This is a genomic window from Bacillus piscicola (assembly GCF_022458745.1).
Lineage (GTDB): Bacteria > Bacillota > Bacilli > Bacillales > Marinococcaceae > Alteribacillus_A > Alteribacillus_A piscicola.
On the sequence record NZ_JAJJJF010000011.1, the window covers coordinates 28,935 to 47,412 of the forward strand.

At 44.2% G+C, this 18,478-nt stretch carries 21 protein-coding genes; 16 read left to right on the top strand and 5 right to left on the bottom strand.

The features are described from left to right. The first annotated feature begins 41 nt into the window (after positions 1-41). The 3 genes from LOR49_RS14415 (at position 42) to LOR49_RS14425 (ending at position 3,598) form a co-directional block, all read left to right on the top strand. Entirely contained in the window at positions 42-1,064 is a 1,023-nt protein-coding gene (locus LOR49_RS14415) for a 3,4-dihydroxy-2-butanone-4-phosphate synthase (protein WP_240377504.1), read from the top strand. 426 nt (positions 1,065-1,490) lie between these two features. After that, on the top strand, positions 1,491-3,071 hold the full coding sequence (locus LOR49_RS14420; protein ID WP_240377505.1) for a BCCT family transporter: 1,581 nt from the start codon (positions 1,491-1,493) through the stop codon (positions 3,069-3,071). A gap of 29 nt (positions 3,072-3,100) precedes the next feature. Further along, on the top strand, positions 3,101-3,598 hold the full coding sequence (locus LOR49_RS14425; RefSeq protein WP_240377506.1) for a flavin reductase family protein: 498 nt from the start codon (positions 3,101-3,103) through the stop codon (positions 3,596-3,598). A gap of 73 nt (positions 3,599-3,671) precedes the next feature. Here LOR49_RS14425 and LOR49_RS14430 read toward each other — a convergent pair whose 3' ends face one another. Further along, positions 3,672-3,938, bottom strand: a complete 267-nt coding sequence (locus LOR49_RS14430; protein WP_240377507.1) for a DUF1294 domain-containing protein — start codon at positions 3,936-3,938, stop codon at positions 3,672-3,674. 265 nt (positions 3,939-4,203) lie between these two features. On the opposite strand from LOR49_RS14430, the gene qoxA reads away from it, so the two are divergent. The 5 genes from qoxA to LOR49_RS14455 are packed head-to-tail and all read left to right on the top strand — an operon-like array spanning position 4,204 to position 8,404. After that, entirely contained in the window at positions 4,204-5,184 is a 981-nt protein-coding gene (qoxA, locus tag LOR49_RS14435) for a cytochrome aa3 quinol oxidase subunit II (RefSeq protein ID WP_420830487.1), read from the top strand. A gap of 23 nt (positions 5,185-5,207) precedes the next feature. After that, entirely contained in the window at positions 5,208-7,142 is a 1,935-nt protein-coding gene (gene qoxB / locus LOR49_RS14440) for a cytochrome aa3 quinol oxidase subunit I (protein ID WP_240377509.1), read from the top strand. Position 7,143: 1 nt separating this feature from the next. Next, complete coding sequence (gene qoxC / locus LOR49_RS14445; protein ID WP_338021152.1) at positions 7,144-7,749, top strand: cytochrome aa3 quinol oxidase subunit III; 606 nt, start codon at positions 7,144-7,146, stop codon at positions 7,747-7,749. Between the two features lies 1 nt (position 7,750). Further along, entirely contained in the window at positions 7,751-8,116 is a 366-nt protein-coding gene (qoxD, locus tag LOR49_RS14450; protein WP_240377511.1) for a cytochrome aa3 quinol oxidase subunit IV, read from the top strand. A 48-nt stretch (positions 8,117-8,164) separates the two neighbouring features. Next, a complete protein-coding gene (locus tag LOR49_RS14455; protein ID WP_240377512.1) occupies positions 8,165-8,404 on the top strand; it encodes a cytochrome C oxidase subunit IV family protein in 240 nt (79 codons plus the stop codon). A gap of 48 nt (positions 8,405-8,452) precedes the next feature. Here the strand turns inward: LOR49_RS14455 and LOR49_RS14460 are convergent, their stop codons facing one another. Further along, positions 8,453-8,725: a hypothetical protein gene (locus tag LOR49_RS14460; RefSeq protein WP_240377514.1), complete on the bottom strand. Its 273-nt coding sequence runs from the start codon at positions 8,723-8,725 to the stop codon at positions 8,453-8,455. A gap of 198 nt (positions 8,726-8,923) precedes the next feature. Between LOR49_RS14460 and LOR49_RS14465 the strand changes: the two genes are divergently transcribed. Beyond that, a complete protein-coding gene (locus tag LOR49_RS14465) occupies positions 8,924-9,724 on the top strand; it encodes an SDR family NAD(P)-dependent oxidoreductase (RefSeq protein ID WP_240377516.1) in 801 nt (266 codons plus the stop codon). A gap of 92 nt (positions 9,725-9,816) precedes the next feature. Here LOR49_RS14465 and LOR49_RS14470 read toward each other — a convergent pair whose 3' ends face one another. Further along, positions 9,817-10,776: an alpha/beta hydrolase gene (locus tag LOR49_RS14470; protein ID WP_240377518.1), complete on the bottom strand. Its 960-nt coding sequence runs from the start codon at positions 10,774-10,776 to the stop codon at positions 9,817-9,819. 455 nt (positions 10,777-11,231) lie between these two features. Between LOR49_RS14470 and LOR49_RS14475 the strand changes: the two genes are divergently transcribed. After that, complete coding sequence (locus LOR49_RS14475) at positions 11,232-11,588, top strand: SpoIIAA family protein (RefSeq protein ID WP_240377520.1); 357 nt, start codon at positions 11,232-11,234, stop codon at positions 11,586-11,588. A gap of 81 nt (positions 11,589-11,669) precedes the next feature. On the opposite strand, the gene LOR49_RS14480 is transcribed toward LOR49_RS14475, so the two are convergent. Next, positions 11,670-12,359, bottom strand: a complete 690-nt coding sequence (locus tag LOR49_RS14480; protein ID WP_240377521.1) for a phosphoribosylaminoimidazolesuccinocarboxamide synthase — start codon at positions 12,357-12,359, stop codon at positions 11,670-11,672. Between the two features lie 25 nt (positions 12,360-12,384). Further along, positions 12,385-13,200: an MOSC domain-containing protein gene (locus LOR49_RS14485; RefSeq protein WP_240377522.1), complete on the bottom strand. Its 816-nt coding sequence runs from the start codon at positions 13,198-13,200 to the stop codon at positions 12,385-12,387. A 356-nt stretch (positions 13,201-13,556) separates the two neighbouring features. Here LOR49_RS14485 and LOR49_RS14490 point away from each other — a divergent pair, with 356 nt between their 5' ends. From LOR49_RS14490 to LOR49_RS14515, 6 genes are all read left to right on the top strand, one after another. Continuing rightward, a complete protein-coding gene (locus LOR49_RS14490) occupies positions 13,557-14,042 on the top strand; it encodes a flavin reductase family protein (protein WP_240377523.1) in 486 nt (161 codons plus the stop codon). Positions 14,043-14,057: 15 nt separating this feature from the next. Continuing rightward, on the top strand, positions 14,058-15,533 hold the full coding sequence (locus LOR49_RS14495; protein WP_240377524.1) for a 4-hydroxyphenylacetate 3-hydroxylase family protein: 1,476 nt from the start codon (positions 14,058-14,060) through the stop codon (positions 15,531-15,533). 93 nt (positions 15,534-15,626) lie between these two features. Next, the gene (locus LOR49_RS14500; RefSeq protein ID WP_240377525.1) at positions 15,627-16,379 is read left to right on the top strand and encodes an IclR family transcriptional regulator; all 753 of its coding nucleotides are present in this window, start codon (positions 15,627-15,629) and stop codon (positions 16,377-16,379) included. Between the two features lie 41 nt (positions 16,380-16,420). After that, positions 16,421-16,975, top strand: a complete 555-nt coding sequence (locus LOR49_RS14505; RefSeq protein WP_240377526.1) for a 3-hydroxyanthranilate 3,4-dioxygenase — start codon at positions 16,421-16,423, stop codon at positions 16,973-16,975. Further along, positions 16,972-18,024: an amidohydrolase family protein gene (locus tag LOR49_RS14510; RefSeq protein WP_275899686.1), complete on the top strand. Its 1,053-nt coding sequence runs from the start codon at positions 16,972-16,974 to the stop codon at positions 18,022-18,024. Before LOR49_RS14505 ends, LOR49_RS14510 begins: the two co-directional genes overlap by 4 nt. Beyond that, positions 17,975-18,433: a RidA family protein gene (locus tag LOR49_RS14515; protein ID WP_240377529.1), complete on the top strand. Its 459-nt coding sequence runs from the start codon at positions 17,975-17,977 to the stop codon at positions 18,431-18,433. Before LOR49_RS14510 ends, LOR49_RS14515 begins: the two co-directional genes overlap by 50 nt. The last annotated feature ends 45 nt before the right edge of the window (positions 18,434-18,478 follow it).

The following is an 18,478-nucleotide window of genomic DNA, read 5'->3' on the forward strand; positions in this document are numbered from 1 at the left end:
AATAGGTGATCTATTAATTAAAAGAAGCGAGGGATAGGTTTATGACTTCTATCCAAAAAATATATGACGAACTGCTAAAAGGACGACTTGTTGTGGTAGTGGATGACTTACAGCATCATCATGTAAGTTATCTGGCTGGGGACCTTCGTGCGATCCAATCGGACCATGTTAATTTCATGATCCAAAAAGGAAAGGGACTTGTTTATGCTTGCATAAGTGAGGAGCAAGGAAAAAAACTGGCCCTTCCCATGATGACTGAAAATAATGATGATACGATGACGGTTTCGGTTGATCATTATACGTCGACCACAGGTATTTCCGTCAACGAACGGACACAGACTCTGAAAGCGCTTAATGAAAATACGGCCAGACCGGAGCATTTTATCCGGCCGGGCCATGTGTTTCCGGTTATATATTCCGAGCAGGGCCTTCTAGAGCGGCGCAGTGTATTTGAAGCTGTCACCGATATCTCACGGATAAATCAACAAGAGCCTGCCAGTTCCTACCTTTGTGAAATATTAAATAGCAGAGGTGAAATAGCGGATACAGAAGAAGTTCAATTACTATGCAGCAAGTATCGTCTTTCTTCTATATTATTAAGTGACCTTTTATCATGTAAAGCAGATCGATATATTACCTGCTTTGAAGCGAAAACGACATCCATTCCTTATGTCAATCAGTCAAAAGGATTTCCCAATCTTAGCTTAACTTTACCGGCAGAGAACCCATATCTGAAAACTGGAGTATACGGTATAAAGGTTCATTGTGAAGACCAAATGGAAACAGGCATTATGCATGTCAACGAAAACAATGGTGAAAAGACGTTTGATATGTGTTTGCTTCGTGAGGATGTTTCTTTACTAAAAAAAGAGGTAGTAGTGGAAGCTGCTTTTTACCTGAGACGCTTACGATTTTTTTCGTCCTCTTCCATTGATGAGCTAGTCGTCATGTATGAAAAAGATCACGATGCGGTTACTACTCTGTTCCAACTAATTTCTGATGAAAAATGGCGGGTGAAAGGAAGTAATGAGAGAACACAAACAGCACGTACTTCAATTTCCTGATCTTCGATTTGCAAGTTACTGTTGTAAGACGTTCGGGGTGAACCGTGGCGTATTTAACGTAGTAGACGAATGGTTTTTCGAACAAGGGATCGTGGATGTTCTAACGCGCCGAAACTTTATTGTTCATTTTTTTGAAACTTTATATCAGGAAAATAAGGATATTAGCTTTGGAAGCGGCGGAGTGAAAAAAGCTCTCCATACATTTTGGGCAGTTCAAAGAACACCACAAAAGGTTGAAAATCCAGCTCTTAATATTCACTCATATGTCTGATTATTAACAATAAATGATTGATTAATGCTATTCTAACTACCTCGTTTGTATGGTACATGGTAATCGAGGGTTAAAGGTTTTGTCGACGAGTAAGTCAAATGTGTCAGGAACGTGTAACAACCGAAGTGATCGATTATGCTAGAGGAGGGAAATGTATGGAAAATGGTATGCGCACAGGTAAAATAAACTGGCCAGTCTTTATTCTAACTGGTGGAGTTCTGACAATTTTTGTCATCATGTCCTTAATTTATACAGACGGTGTGGCGGCACTTGTTAATTGGGGGTTCACCCAATCTATCAAATATTTCGGTGCTTTTTGGCAGTTATTATTACTTGCAACATTTGTGGTCGGTGCTGTATTAGCTATCTCTAAATATGGAAAAGCACGTGTGGGAAACTTGGATAAACCAGACATGAGTTTCTTTAAATGGGCGGCGATCATAACAGTTTCGGGACTTGGGGCCGGCGGTGTATTTTGGGCAGCGGCAGAACCGATGTATTACTTTACAGAAGTGCCGCCTATGCATGACGGGATTTCTGCTGCGACAGAAGGAGCAGTAGGAGTTGCAATGGCGCAAAGCTTTATGTCCTGGGGTTTTACGGCGTGGGCCGTGTACGGAGCGATAAGCGCGATTATTATTATGTATGCTCATTACAACAAAGGTTTGTCTTTGCGCCCAAGGACTCTATTATATCCGATATTTGGAGAGAAAATTGAGACAAATAATTGGGGTGTAGCGGCTGACGTTTTCTGTATTTTAGGTGCAGTCGCGGGGACGATTGGAACAATTGGTTTTTTTGGATTTCAGTTCAGTTACTGGATGCATGACCTATTTGGATTGCCGGATACACTTTTGACTCAAGTGTTAGCGGTAGGGGTGTTGATAGCATTAGTAACCATATCAACAGTGACAGGTATTGAAAAAGGAATCCAGTTTTTAAGCCGTTTTAACGTATGGTTTGCGATCGGTGTTGGTATTATCCTCCTTCTGATTGGTCCTGGAGGTTTTATCATTGATACGTTTATTTCTTCATTTGGAACCTATATGGGCGAATATATGAATATTCACACTTATAGGGATGATCAAGCCTGGCTTGGATCTTGGATGCTATTTTTCTTTGGGTGGTTTATCGGTTTCGGACCTCTTATGGCAGTCTTAGTGGCCAGGGTATCTCGTGGGCGGACAGTTCGAGAAGTGTTTCTTGTCGTCTCCATTGTAACAGCGCTTGCATCAAACGTGTGGTTCAGTATTCTCGGTGGCAGCGGTATTTTTTATGAACTGCAAAACAGCGGTTCTGTCAGCACCCCTCTTTTAGAAAATGGGCTGCCGGCTGCTATTATTGCGATTGCCGAACAGCTGCCTTTAGGCGGAATCATGGCTATCGTCATGTTAATCTTAACCATTACTTTCGTCATTACAACAGCTGATTCGATGTCTTATTCGGTATCTATGGCCGTTACCGGTGAAGGGGACCCACCGAAGGCAGTACGAGTATTTTGGGCCATCTTGATGGGAGCTATTTCTGTTATTCTCATTAATATCGGGGAGGGTAGTATCGGTGCCCTGCAGTCGTTCATTGTCGTCACAGCTGTTCCGATTTCTATCATCATGCTGCCTGTATTATGGGGCGCACCAAAAATTGCTAAAAAAATGGCTATCGAACAGGGTGTTGTCAAAGAAGAGTCAGTAGGTTATCCAAGCGGTAAGGTTTCACAAAAAGTAGAAAATCTATAGAATAGAGATGAATAGGGATTGAAAGGAGAATGAAAGTGTCAGAGAAAGAGAATGTATTCAAGGAAGTAATGGGGAATTATCCGACAGGGGTTACGATTGTAACAGCCCGGAACGAAGAGGGGGAGCCGGTTGGCTTGACGGTTAATTCATTCGCATCGGTATCCCTGGACCCACTGCTAGTCTTATGGTCCATCGATCATAGAGTATCATCGCTCGAAGCGTTTAAAAGCGCGGATCATTTTGCGATACACATTTTAAGTGGGGATCAGCAGGATCTGTGTAAAACGTTTGCTTCGAAAGATACGGACCGCTTCAACTCTTGCACTTGGGAGAGCTCGGAGTATAATCTTCCTGTCATTAACGATGCATACGCCGTACTTCAATGTAAAACGTTCAAGCAGGTGGAAGCAGGAGACCACACCATTTTGATCGGCGAAGTACAAGACATTCAAAAATCCGATACAAAGGAACCAATGATGTACCACCAACGCCGTTTTGGGCCAATTCCGGTTGAGTTCCACAGCTAAAAAAACACACTTCCCACGGGTCTGTCGGACTTGATGGGAAGTGTTTTTTTGCGATATTTTGCAGATACCATAATTAAAAGTACCGAGAAATATAGAAAGCTGCCGCTATTTCAAAGAGGGCAATAAACGGAACGAGGAGAGTAAATGCTGGCTTTCTTATTTTGTGACGAAAGAGCATCATCCCCGCTATAATGCCAATAAAACCGCCGAGACAAGCAAGGAGAAGGAGATTTTTCTCCGGTATACGCCTTTTCCTCCGTATTGCTTTCCATTTATCTACCCCCATAAAGATAAACGACAAGATAGTTATTACTATTATATAAGTCAGAAAAACTGCCAAGAGTATGAAATCCTTTCCTTAAGAGGTTTACTTATTATACCAGGTTTTAATAAAACCCCCACGTAGTCTCCAATTAAATGAAAGCAGTTGGCTGATTCGATTTGCCCCTGCATTTTCCTACCTTGTATTTTACATCCTTAATTGTTAAACCCGTAGTGATTTTATTAGAAAAAGTGAACATTCTGTTTCAGTTGTGCAACGAAAATGTAGACAATTTATTGCAATCTAGCAAAGGTAGTCTTTATGTAGAAGGCAACTTGCTATAATCAATCTACGGTACAAACATTTACGGAGAAGTTTTGGAATGGAGGAGGTTGCCCTCATGAAGCGTATGAGAAACCATATGCAAAAATGGATTCCTATAGGAATGCTAGCTCTCATCATGTTACTGAGCGGTTGTGAACAAATGGCCGTGTTTGATCCGAAAGGACCGGTAGCGGAGAGCCAAAAGGATCTTATCGTGTACTCACTTTGGTTTATGCTTGTTATTGTGGTTGTCGTATTCGCGTTATTTGCTTATATGGTTTGGAAGTATCGTGATCGCCCAAATCGTAAAGACGGTGACTACAATCCGAATATCCATGGAAATCTTTTAATTGAAATCATATGGACCGCAATTCCGATTGTGATTGTAATTGCTTTATCTGTACCAACTGTTCAGACACTTTTTGATTTAGAAAGACCGTCGACGGCACATGAAGCGGAAGAGCCACTTGTCGTGTATGCAACAGCGGCAGATTGGAAATGGTTCTTTAGTTATCCGGAGCAAAATATTGAAACCGTCAATTATTTGCATATCCCGACAAATCGGGACATTGAATTTCGATTATCGTCGGCAGATTCTATGGCAGCGTTGTGGATCCCACAGTTAGGCGGCCAGAAATATAATATGGCGGGCATGGAAAACACCCTTTATTTACAGGCCGACGAACCAGGGGTGTATGACGGCCGCAACGCTAACTTCAATGGAGAAGGTTTTACGAAACAAACCTTTCAAGTTCACGCCGAAGACAAAGAACAATTCGAGGAATGGGTGGAAAAAGTGCAGGACGATTCCCCAGCACTCACGCAGGACCAATATGACAGCCTGCTCGAACCCGGATTAACGGAGACCATGGCGTTTTCCTCCACTCATCTACAGTGGGTGGATCATGGAACCAATGAAGGACGCGATTATTCTATCAACCTTCACCGCGATGCGTATGAAGAATTAATGCATCTAGAAAACGGTAAAAAAAGGGAGTAACCACAGAAAGCAGGTGAACAAGAATGAAACTAGATGAGTTTTTTGTAACAGGGGAGCCGCTCATATACGGAGGAATGGTTTCCATTGTTCTCGTGACATCGGCTGCCATCTTTTTATTAACCTATTTAAAAAGGTGGGGCTGGCTCTGGCAAGAGTGGCTGACTACTGTTGATCATAAAAAAATTGGGATTATGTACATTTTAAGTGCGTTGGCGATGCTCTTTCGCGGAGGCGTGGACGCGCTCATGATGAGGATACAGTTAACATTCCCTAATATGAATTTTTTAGGTGCCCAGCACTATGATGAAATTTTTACGACTCACGGAACAGTCATGATTATTTTTATGGCCATGCCGTTTCTCATTGGACTTATGAATATTGTCGTACCGTTGCAGATCGGAGCACGTGACTTTGCTTTCCCTTTTTTAAACGCGCTGAGCTTCTGGTCGTTTTTCTTCGGGGCCATGTTATTTAACGTATCTTTTGTCATCGGAGGATCTCCAGATGCAGGATGGACAAGTTACACACCGCTTGCCGGTGCGGCTCTGAGTCCAGGTCCCGGCCAAAATTTTTACTTGCTGGGACTGCAGCTCGCGGGAATCGGAACACTTGCAACGGGTATTAACTTAATGGTTACTATTTTGAAAATGCGGGCACCGGGAATGAAATTGTTTCAGATGCCGATTTTCACCTGGTCTACCTTAGTGACAACGTTCATTATTATCTTTGCTTTTCCCATTTTGACAGTAGCATTAGCATTGATGACGATTGACCGGATATTCGGGGCGCAATTCTTCACCTTGACCGGCGAGGGAATGCCAATGATGTGGGCCAATCTCTTCTGGATGTGGGGGCACCCCGAAGTATACATCGTCATCCTGCCGGCATTTGGTATTTTTTCCGAGATTATAGCCACATTTGCCCGCAAGCAGCTATTCGGTTATAAAGCGATGGTTTGGTCGATGATTTTGATTGCAGGGTTAAGCTTTCTCGTCTGGGTGCACCACTTCTTTACAATGGGAGCGGGCGCGCTCGTTAACTCTGTATTCTCGGTCTCTACGATGCTTATAGCAGTACCGACCGGGGTGAAAATCTTCAACTGGCTGGCAACGCTCTATAAATCACGTATTCAAATAACAACTGCGATGCTGTGGGCACTTGCGTTTATTCCAAGCTTTGTTATGGGCGGTGTGACGGGTGTTATGCTCGGTATGGCGGCAGCTGATTATCAGTTCCATAATTCGTATTTCTTAATCGCTCACTTTCACTATGTCCTGATCGCGGGAACTGTTTTCGCTTGTTTTGCAGGACTTGTCTACTGGTATCCGAAAATGTTCGGCCACAAAATGAACGAGCGAATCGGAAAACACAGCTTCTGGTGGTTCTTAATCGGTTTTCATGTCTGTTTCTTCCCGCAGCATTTTGTTGGTTTAGACGGGATGCCGCGCCGTATCTTTACGATTATTCCGGAATGGATGCCGCTTAATGTAATTTCGACAGTCGGCGCATTTGGAATGGGTGTCGGCTTCGTTATCTTTGTGTACAACATTTATTACAGCTGGAAAAACAGCCCACGGGAAACCAATGGAGATGCATGGGACGGCCGCACCCTCGAATGGGCGACACCGACGCCAGTTCCTTTTTATAACTTTGCGACCGTACCGAAAGTAAGTGGCCTTGATGCGTTTCTCTCGATGAAGAAAAAAGGAGAGACGACATTCGACGAGACGAAACTGGAAGCGATTCATATGCCAAGTAACACAGGACGTCCGTTTATCATGATGGGGATTCTGTTTTTCGCGAGCTTTGCGCTCGTATTTGAATGGATTGGACTTGCCGCTGTCGGACTCATTGGTACGCTTATTATGATGGGGATTCGTTCCTTCGACTATGACGAGGGATACTATGTCGAAGTGGATGAAATAAAAAAAATAGAACGAACCGTAAGGGGGTTGTAAAGTGAGCACACAGGAATGGAGCACAGGCCCTTATGAATACCGGACACAAGAAGGTCGAATGACGATCCTCGGTTTCTGGATTTTCCTCGGGGCTGAAGTGGTTCTCTTTTCGACCTTGTTCGCAACATACGCAGTACTATTCGGCAGAACGGCTGATGCGCCTTTGCCAGGTGATCTTTTTGAACCTGGTATAACGCTTGCGATGACATTTCTTCTGTTAACAAGCAGTTTCACATGCGGTCTCGCGATTCATAATATGCGAGCCGGGTCACTAAAAGGACTGATCACGTGGCTTATTATCACCTTAGCGCTCGGTCTCGGCTTTCTTGGTTTTGAAATATATGAATTTGTTCACTATGCCCATGAAGGAGCCACTTTACAATCAAGTGCATTTTGGTCTGCCTTCTTTGTTCTTGCTGGTACGCACGGTGTCCACGTCACACTTGGGATTGGCTGGGCTGTACTGCTGCTCATCCAACTCGTACAACGCGGCCTAAACCCGGTAACGAGCCGTAAAGTGTTCGTAGTCAGTCTCTATTGGCACTTTTTAGATGTCATTTGGATTTTCATTTTTACGAGTGTCTATTTAATCGGGATGGTGGTGTAGCATGGAAAAAAACACAAAACACCTACCAGTACAGCATATTATCGGTTTTTTGTTGTCAATTGTTTTGACGCTTCTGGCGGTATGGGCAGCGTTAGGCTCAGATCTTCCCGTGAAGTGGATCATTATTGCGATCATGGTTTTGGCCGTTATTCAAGCAGGGATTCAATTGTTTATGTTTATGCATATGACGGAATCGGCAAGCGGAGGGGGACATGTTCCGTGGAATATGATGTTTCATGGTTTTGTCCTGGCGGCAATCGTTGTAGCCGGTTCGCTGTTTACGATGTCGTTTGGTTTTACGCATGACCATGACGGCGATCACAGTGGTCATGGCTCTCACCAAGAAGAGCAGCAGATGCATGACTAAAGGGACAGGAAACAATGAAGAAATAACTTGAAGAAAGGTGGCAGCATATTGAAAATAAATAAGGAACGTTCATCAGAGAATTCAACGAATAGTGATCTGTTTGGATTCCAGATGAAATATGTAATAAGCTTCATATTATGTGTCATCCTGACAGCCTTCGCCCTCTGGGGAGCTGTATATTCAGGCGAAGGTATCGTATTAAAGGGCCTGCTTGGCGTAACGGCAGTCGTTGCCTTTCTGCAAGCGATGTTTCAATTGTTTCATCTGCAACCCGAAGACAGACAATGAGAGAAAGCCTTCTTTTCTATGTTTTTAGGAAAGAAGGCTTTTTACATACTATTGATAGCTTTTTTGAAAGCCAGCTGCAGGCCGTACGAGGCGGATCACAAACATAACCCATCCGATTTCAGCTGCAAGTAAGCTTAGATAAAATGTAACGGTTAGTAAAGAAAACAGTGGTGGTGCTGCGTTAAACATTGTTTCGATGAAATACATCCACATTCCAATCAGTAAAACGGTATGCACCACGGCAAACGCGCGTTTTTTCATTTGAATGAATAAAAATGGTGTAAGCGTTGCCAATAGCATAAATACGAGAGTTACACCCATGGGAATTCACGCCCCTATTCTTGAGGTAGTTATCTTATAATATAATTGTAACATTTAGTTCGCAAAATGAACACAAAAGGTTCACATTTATTTTAATGAGCCACACCTCAATATTGCTCTTCTATTTAATGGTAAGATGCCAATGTAGCTCTTTTTGTAAAAGTAAAGAAATGATGAAAAGAAAGGTGTTTTGGTAACGTGACTATTTTTTCCAAAGAGGCATTTGTCGGAGAGCATATTCTTCTGACTGGTGCTACAGGTGGGATTGGCGCTGCTACAGCCCGCACACTTATTAATATGGGGGCTGCACTCACGATCACCGGCCGAAGCGAAGATAAATTATCTGCCTTACAAAAGCAGCTGGTAAATAGCAATGGAGACCCAAAAATAGTGGCTATCTCTGCTGATATATGTAACGCAGCCGACAGGGAGGGACTTGTTTCTGCAGCCGAAGCAGCACAGGGCCCGGTTACGATGCTCGTGAATAATGCTGGTATCCACCAGCGCGGAAAAGTAGAAGATGTAAACGAAGCGATGCTTACGGAAATTATGCACGTCAACTACACCGCGGCAGTCCTCTTATCCCAACAGGTGTATGAAACGATGAAAAAACGTGAAAAGGGAGCTATTGTGAATGTTGCTTCTCTCTCGGGATTGCGCGGTACAGTTGGAAATACGGCCTATGCGGCTTCCAAATTTGCCATGATCGGTTTCACTCACTGTTTTGCACTCGAAGCGATCAACCACGGAATCCGAGTGAATGCAGTATGTCCTGGCTTTGTCGATACAGAAATGGCAGAGCAGGTAATACGGGCAAAGGCAGCCAGCAATACTCTTTCGTATGAAGAAAATAGGGAAGCGACTGAGAAGGGAATTCCATCCGGACAAATTACCACTCCGGAAGAAGTGGCGAACAGCATCGCTTTTCTATTGTCGGATGCAGCCCATAATATCGTAGGAGAAAGTTTGAAAATTTCAGGAGGCGGCGTACTGCACTAATGAATGTAAGGGGAGAGTGTACCATAATGTACTGCTCTCCCGTTGCTATACACTTTCGAAGCGTCTACTCCCTTTTCCGAAAGAAATATCATCTATTTAACTTGCGTATTGGCTACAGTTTGCTGAATAAAATCAGCCAGCCGCTGTTCGAACTCTTTAGGAGCAGTGTCATACGCTTCGATGTGGCCTGCATCAGGGACAATCCAAAGCGATTTCTCCCCGTTTGCGGCCTCATACAAGTCGGATGCCATGTCGGTAGGGACGAGTTCATCCCCCTCCCCGTGAATAAGGAAGAGAGGCCGCGTATTCTTCTTGACTTGTGCAACAGCAGATGCCTCTTCGAATGTGTAGCCTGCTCGCACCTTTGTAATGAAACTAGTCACATCAAGAAGCGGGAATGCAGGCAGCCCATAAAGATGCTTCAGTTGGTGGGTCAATTCATCCTTTACTGTTGTATAGCTGCTGTCGGCAATGATGCCTTTTACTTCATCTGGAAGATCTTCGCCGCTTGTCATTAAAACGAGAGAGCCTCCCATCGAATTGCCATGCAGTAATATGTCTGTTTCCTCGTACTTATTAATTAAAAGCTTGATCCAGTTTTCATAGTCCAGGCGGTCATGCCAGCCGTATCCAATATAGTCACCCTCACTATCGCCGTGTCCACGGGCGTCAGGGAGAAGAATGTCGAAGTCGTGCTCATAATAGAACTTTGCGAGTTTTTTCATATCTTCTTTCTGTTTGCGGAAACCATGAGCCAAGATCACCGCTTTTCCCTTGTTTTTCTCATTATCAATGAAATTCGCCTGCAATACTAATCCGTCAAAGGAGGTCTGTTCTAACACTTTGACTTTTTGGCTGTGAAACCACGTGTCTGCTTTTTCTTTAACCGACTCCTTCTTTGGAGAAGTGCTTGCGGGCTCATTTCCTCTGTACAATTCCACGTCTGTACCCCGTTTAACACTTTCGCCATACAAATAATTCCCAGCCACTAACAGGACAGTTATTAGGAGAACCGCTACTGTCCCTATAGCTAAAAGGATCCATTTCCTCATCAATTCCACCCTTGTCTATCATATAATACTTTTCTCTGAGAATTCTTCTATAATACTATGAATACGCTTTTCTTAATATAGCACAATGAGGCAAATTAACGCTGCTGTGTAGTATTCCTTAAGCGAAGCAGGCACTTGAAAAAGTGTTGTAATGAAAATAACGACACTATTGGAAGTCTATGATGTCGCCAAAAAACGATGACGGGAAGATAGTAACGTCGATGAGCGCGTATGGAGTTACGAAAAAGTATTCGCTGCAAAATAGCAACGCCATCGGAGGTGTATGGCGTCACAAAAAGGTGCAGTCGAAAAAATAAAAGCATCATAGAATCGCATGATACCATAAAAAGTGCATTTTTCATTGCTAAGCTATGTGTAATAAATCGTTTGTTTCGGAATGGCAATAGGAGGGTAAATTCTTAATAACGATTGATATATAAAGGAGGAGTGCTGTTATGTTTACCATTCTTCCAAGTCGCGACCCTTCCACTGTGGCGATCGAAATGGAAGGGAAAATGACCGAGACGGATGCCAAGAATTTGGAAGACCATGTCAGTGAAAACTTCGGTGACAACGATCCTTTCAACCTTTTTGCGATTATACATGACGTAGAAGGGACGTCATTCAACGGATTAAAAGAAGGAATGAAATTTGATACGAAACGCTGGAAGCAGGTCCGCAAGTATGCGGTAATCAGTGAAAGCAGCTGGATTCGAAACTCAGCAAAAGCGGGAAAACTACTACCGGGGATTGATATCAAACAATTTGAACCGAGTGAGCAGGAAGCAGCATGGGATTGGATAAAAGATTAGTTCGTGCTGCTGTCTTGTTCAATGAAAAGGAAAAAGCCTCCGCTCAGTAAAGTGCCTGCGGAGGCTTTTTGTCTGAAGGAATTAAAGAAGATCGGCAAGCATCAATTGTTCCAAGTTAAGTGGTTCTACATACTCACCATTTTTATAGGCTCTCATATTCCCTCCAGAAATTTCGTCAATTAAAACGATACTGCCATCATCTAAACGGCCGAATTCTAGCTTGATATCATAAAGTTCCAAATCTTTTTTGCTCAGTTCCTCTTTCACAATCTTACTGACTTCCCTTGTCAATTCTTTCAAACGAGCATATTCCTCCCGTGTTAAGATGCCAAGCATGTCTAGGGCATCGTCACTGATAGGCGGGTCGTTACGTTCATCGTCTTTCAATGTCACTTCTACGAAAGCGTCTAACGGCTGCCCTTCTACAGCGTATTTTCCGTACCTGCGTAGAAAGCTGCCGACTGCTCGAAAGCGGCAGATAACTTCGAGTCCTTCGCCAAAAACAGAGGCGGGCTTCACAGTCATGGTGGCCTTGTCGATGTCTGCGTCGATATAGTGGGTTGGGATATTTTTTTCTTTTAACTTTTCAAAGAAAAATGTCGTTAACCGGAGTCCGGCTTTTCCGGCTCCTTCCATCGTAAGGCCAACTGTATTTGCGCCAGGATCAAAGACACCGTCCGCTCCCGTTACATCATCTTTAAACTGGAGTAGGTAGCTTCCATCCGCTTGTTCGTATACATCTTTTGTTTTTCCGGTATAGATATGTTTCATCGGCACAGTCCTTCCGTGGCTAAATTTACTTGCTTATTATAACACGATCCCCGATACGGATGCTGCCGCCTGAAATAATCGATGCGTACACGCCGATATTCCCTTCATTTTCGTTGAAAGCAGATTTCAGTACATTCGAGTCGTGTGGAAGATCTCCTTGCGCCAAAGTTGTCATCACACAGCGCTTCGTAGGTTGAATGATTTTTAATTGAACATCGTCTCCGATTGATAAAGTTCTCCCCACCCATTCATTTTCAATAAATCCATCTGCATTAGGGACATCAATAATAAGGTTCGGACGGAAACGCCTTGCTTCAATTCTGCTATCGGGGGCGAGTCGTTTTAGGGTTTCCAGGGAGGAAGTGGTTACAATATGTACCATGCCAATGTCAAAAAAAGTTCCTTGCGGGGTGTCTTTCGAAAACACACTTCCTGGGTTAGCCAAACCGTCAATACCTTCCGGAACGTATCCTTCAAACTCTCCTGATACGGATTCCGGTGTGCTTACTGTGACTGTACGGTTAAAACTTTTCGTGAGCACTTCACCGGCTTTTTCATCGGAACTGACTGTCATCGTGCCGTCTGGACAAGTGATCCGGACCGGGGGGAGGGAGGAAGACATTAGTTGAGGTGGCTCGGTAAACGTTGCACGGTGCTGGAACATCGTTGGCCACTTCAATGGGTTCTTTGCATTAGCGAGCTTACCGGTCTCTTCGTCGATCACGCCATATGACCGGTCACCGAGCACTCCTTTCTCGGTAATCTCACAAGCATTTAATTCTTCTCCCATCATAGATTTTACCGGATATCTCCATAGTGATTTAATGATTGCGTGACTCACACATAAACACCTCACCTTTATCAATAGTTACTACATATACGATAGCACAGTTTACTTTTTCTTTTCACATCAATTTTACCAACGAGAATTTAAAAAAGTTTGACTTTTGTGACGGTTGATTTTATGATATAAAATAATTACGAATGAAAAACGTATTGAGACTTTATGACCACATATATACCTCCCTATGAATGGCTTCATCATCTCAACATGGATATACAACTTAAAAAAACAGCCCTATTAAAAAAATTCTAATTGAATTTCAGAATATTTCACATTGTGAAATATCTATATAGAACGAAAATTTAAACCTCCCTATACTAAAGTTATATTCGTTTTCGAGGAGGGGAGTTGACATGGATACGAGAGAGCTGCGGAACTGTCTTGGTAAGTTTGCGACAGGGGTAACGGTAGTGACCTGGTACGGAGATGACGGCGAGCGCTATGGTGTAACAGTAAATGCCTTCACCTCTGTTTCCTTAGATCCACCGCTTGTGCTCGTCTCTATTGATTGTAAAGCGAGAGCGTGCAGTGCTCTAAAGGGACGGAATTTTGTAGTGAACGTTCTCTCGCACAATCAGGAAAAGGAAGCTTGGCAATTTGCCGGACGCAGCCAGCCTGATCTTCAGCTAGAGTGGGACGATGCACTGCAAGGACCGAAAATAAAGAACGCTTTAGCTCATTTCGAATGCGAACCATGGCGAGAGTATGAAGGTGGGGATCATACCCTTTACCTTGGAAAGGTCGCAAAGTTCTCATCGACGGACAAGGAAGGGCTTGTTTTTTTCAAAGGAAAGTTTAGCCGCACGAATAACATGGATGAAGAAACAATGAAAAATTAATAGGGAGGGAACGACGTGGCAATTCGTACAGGTGCAGAATACATGAATGGATTAAAAAATAGATCTCGAGAGGTATGGCTGGAGGGTAGACGAGTTACCGATGTTTTAAATGAACCGAATTTAAAACAGCCGATCCGGGAATTGGCCAAGCTTTATGACATGCAGCACGACCCTGAATATCAAGATAAAATTACCGGGATATGCGAAGAAACAGGAGAGCGCGTTTCAAATGCTTTCATCATCCCAAGGTCATACGAAGATTTAATGAAACGTCGTGCACTTTACGAAGCGTGGGCAGAGGCTACCTTTGGCCTCATGGGCCGGTCCCCTGATTTTCTGAACGTTACGGTTACTTCGATGGCAAGTAATGCGAAGTTCTTTGAAAAGTTTAACCCGGACTGGGCTGATAATATCCGCAATTACCATAAGTACATTCGAGACAACGACTTATTTTTAACGCATGCGCTCATTAACCCGCAGAATGATCGCAGTAAAGCAGCTCACGAGCAAAAAGATCAATTTACACATCTAGGTGCGGTAAAGGAAACTTCTGATGGAATTATCGTACGCGGCGCGAAGATGCTGGCAACGTTAGCACCGATTGCGGATGAAGTAATCATCTATCCATTTCCGGGATTCCGTCCTGGTGATGAGCGCTATACCCTTTCGTTTGCGATTCCGATTGACACACCAGGTTTGAAAATCGTCTGCCGTGAACCAGCACAGAGTGGAAAGCGTCCTCTATTCGATCATCCGGCAGCCTCACGGTTTGAAGAGATGGATGCCGTGCTCGTCTTTAATGATGTACTCGTCCCTTGGAATCGGGTCTTTGTTTATAACAGTTTAGAAGCAGGCAACTCTGTTTACGCACAGACAGGATTAAGCCAAAATACGCACCAGAATGCGGTACGCGGTCTCACAAAATTGCGTTTTGCTCAACAGGTTGCCTCAAAAGTTGCCGATGCCATCGGTGTGGATGGATTTTTAAACGTCCAGACACAGCTCGGGGAATTAGTACAGTCTGTGGAGACGATACGGGCGCTGCTTCGGACGGCAGAAAATGAATACGCTATCAATGAAAACGGAGAAGCTGTACCATCTTTCTTTTCCTTAGAGACGATTCGCGGCATTTTACCAAAAGCATATCCACGCGCAATTGAAATCATCCAAACCATTGGTGCCGGCGGTCTTTTGTTATCGCCGACGACGCATGACGTGCATCACCCAGAGCTTCGTGAGGATATTGATAAATATTACGGCGGCCGTGAAGGAGTAGAAGCGGTCGATCGCATTCAACTCTTTAAGCTTGCGTGGGATCTGTCAGGTGAGGCATTTGGTCAACGTCTTGTTCAATATGAGCGTTACTATTCAGGAGATCCAGTGAGAAAACTGGGCATGTTTTACGGTAATTACAAAAAAACAGCTACCTTTGACTTAGTCGATCGTGCTTTGAAAGAAGCGGCCTCCGAGGATTTGATTATTGAAAACTAATAATCTGTGAAAAAGTGAATGACCCCACTCGCATGAAGAGCAATCAGCAGCCGGCCGCTTAATGAAACTATTATTACTTGGAGGGGAACGAAGATGATTGCATCCGTTCGAAAAGTAGCCCAAATTCTTAATTGTTTCACAGAAGACGAGCCTGCGCTGCGGAATCTTGACATTGCTCAGAAATTAGATATGAGTACAAGCACGGTCTATCGGATTGTGCAGACATTGTGCAGCGAAGGAATGTTAATTAAAGATAGCAACAACCGTTACAGGCTGGGCTGGAAGCTGTTGGAGCTTGGCAACATGGTCATGTATCAGAAGGATATTTATAACGAGGCCGTTCCACGCATTGAGGAATTGACGAGAAGGTTTAAAGGCACGGTGCACATCGGGATGCTTGACGAGAATGGTGACTTTATCTTTGTGCTGAAAGTAGCATCCCGCGATACTGTCCAAATTCCAACTTCGATCGGGGACAGAAGGCCGACCTACTGCTTCAGCACAGGGAAGATCCTCTTGTCTTCCCACCCCTCTTTAGTAGAAAAGCTTACCCCACAAGATCTTTTGAAGCGAGGGCCGAATACGATTCAGACAGTGGAAGGATTAAGAATTGAGATGGATCAGGTAAGAAACAACGGATTTGCGCTTAGTAACAATGAAAATGAATTTGGCGTTTACGGAATCGCAGCGCCTATCCGCTCCTACTCGGGAAAAAACGTAGCTGCCTTAAATATGGTCGGCCCGATTTCTTACATTGAAGGCAATGAAAAGAAAACAATGATCAGGAACGTGATGAGCGTTGCCAACAGTATCTCTAAAGACTTAGGGTATATTTTCGAAGATTGACAGTATCCAGATAACCACTACTTGTGTAAGGGGAGATATATATGGTTTCGAAATCAAAAAACAGCAGCCTGCAAACCAGATCATTCAACTTAATGAAAATGATAGAAGACAATAAAGATTTGCTTCAACCGCCAGTGAACAACAAAGTGATGTGGGAAGATTCAGAGTTTATCGCAATGATGCTTGGAGGGCCGAATAAGAGAAGGGATTTTCATGTCGACCCCTCCGATGAATTCTTTTATCAAGTGAAGGGGAGCTGTCACGTCGAGTGTATCAATGAACACGGTGAACGGGAAGTCGTGACAGTTAAAGAAGGGGACGTATTCATGCTGCCGGCGATGGTGCCACACTCCCCACACCGTCCTGCGAACACGTACGGCATTGTGCTGGAACGTAAACGAAGTAAAGGGGAACTCGAAGACTTTGTCTGGTTTTGTGACCAATGTGATCACGAAATGCACCGCGTCACCGTGCAAGTGACCAATATCGAGACCCAAGTGAAAAGTGCAATTGAACAATTTAACAGCAGTGAGAAATTGAGGACGTGTGACAATTGCGGTCACAAAATGCCTCCAGAAGCGGATGAGTGGACATGAGAATAGACTTTCATACCCACATCATCCCTCAGGAAATACCGGATTTCGCTGCTAAGTACGGACAGGACCGCTGGCCGACTTTACAGCAGACGTGCACATGTGGCGCCAATATTATGGTTGGCGGCAAGGTGTTCCGCGAAGTGACAGATCAAGTGTGGGACCCCGAAAAGCGAATAAAAGATATGGAACGGGAAGGCGTAGACATGCAGGTGCTCTCGCCGATACCTGTCACCTTCTCTTACTGGGCACCCGCGTCGGAAGCTTTGGAAATGGCACGCATCCAAAACGACTTTATTTCTGACACCGTGAAAGGGAATCCGTCGAAGTTTCTCGGTCTTGGCACCGTCCCTCTTCAAGATGCGGATCTAGCTATCCAGGAGATGGAGCGTTGCATGAAAGAATTGCATCTTTCCGGCATTGAGATTGGCACAAATGTTAATGGTAATAATCTTGATTCTACAGAGTTGGCTCCATTCTTTGAGATGGCAGCCAAGTGGCAGGTACCGCTTTTCATTCACCCGTGGGAGACACTTGCACGGGAACGGACACCGCGCCATAACTTCATGTATACGATTGGAATGCCGAGTGAGACAGCACTTGCAGCCGCTAGTTTGATATGGGGAGGAGTCATTGAAAAGTATCCCAATTTAAAACTATGTTTCTCCCACGGCGGCGGGTCGTTTCCTTACATTTTGCCGCGCTTGGATCAGGGATGGAAAGTATGGCCGCACCTGCGCCTCACAAGTCATCCGCCCAGCCATTACATTGATAATCTCTATTTTGATTCGTTAAACTATGACCCGCTCAACTTGCGTTATCTCCTTGACCGCTTCGGACATGAGCGCGTCATGATGGGATCCGATTACCCGTTCCTATTGAGAGAAATACCACCCGGCAAGGTTATTGATGACACGATTGAGCTGACGGATGAGCAGCGGCAGCTTATTTTGGGCGGAAATGCCCTCCGATTTTTACATGTAAAGGAGCAGAAGAGCCAACATGTCAAAGCTGAAAACGCCAGAAGAAAATCTACAAGCACTAGGAATTGAGTTGAGTGATGTTCGACCGGCAGCCGGCAATTACATCAGTCATGTTAAAACCGGCAACCTTATCTTTATGTCCGGACAGGGTGTTGATAACTATCACGGCAAGCTGGGGAGAGAATTGACGACTGACGAAGGTTATCTAGCGGCCAGGCAGTCGATGATCAACTTATTCAGTGTTTTGAAAGCTGAATTGGGTGAGCTGAGTAGAGTGAAAAAAGTCATAAAAATCTTAGGGTTCGTCAACAGTACCGAGGATTTTACCGAACAGCCAAAAGTACTAAACGGAGCCTCTGACCTATTGGTGGAGACGTTTGGCGATGCAGGTAAACATGGACGTTCTGCTGTAGGCATGGCCCAGCTCCCCAATAATACCGCCGTTGAAATTGAAATGATTGTCGAAGTTGATGAATAAAGCTCAGGGTTTACGCCTGAGCTTTAGGCTATAAAGAAAGACAAG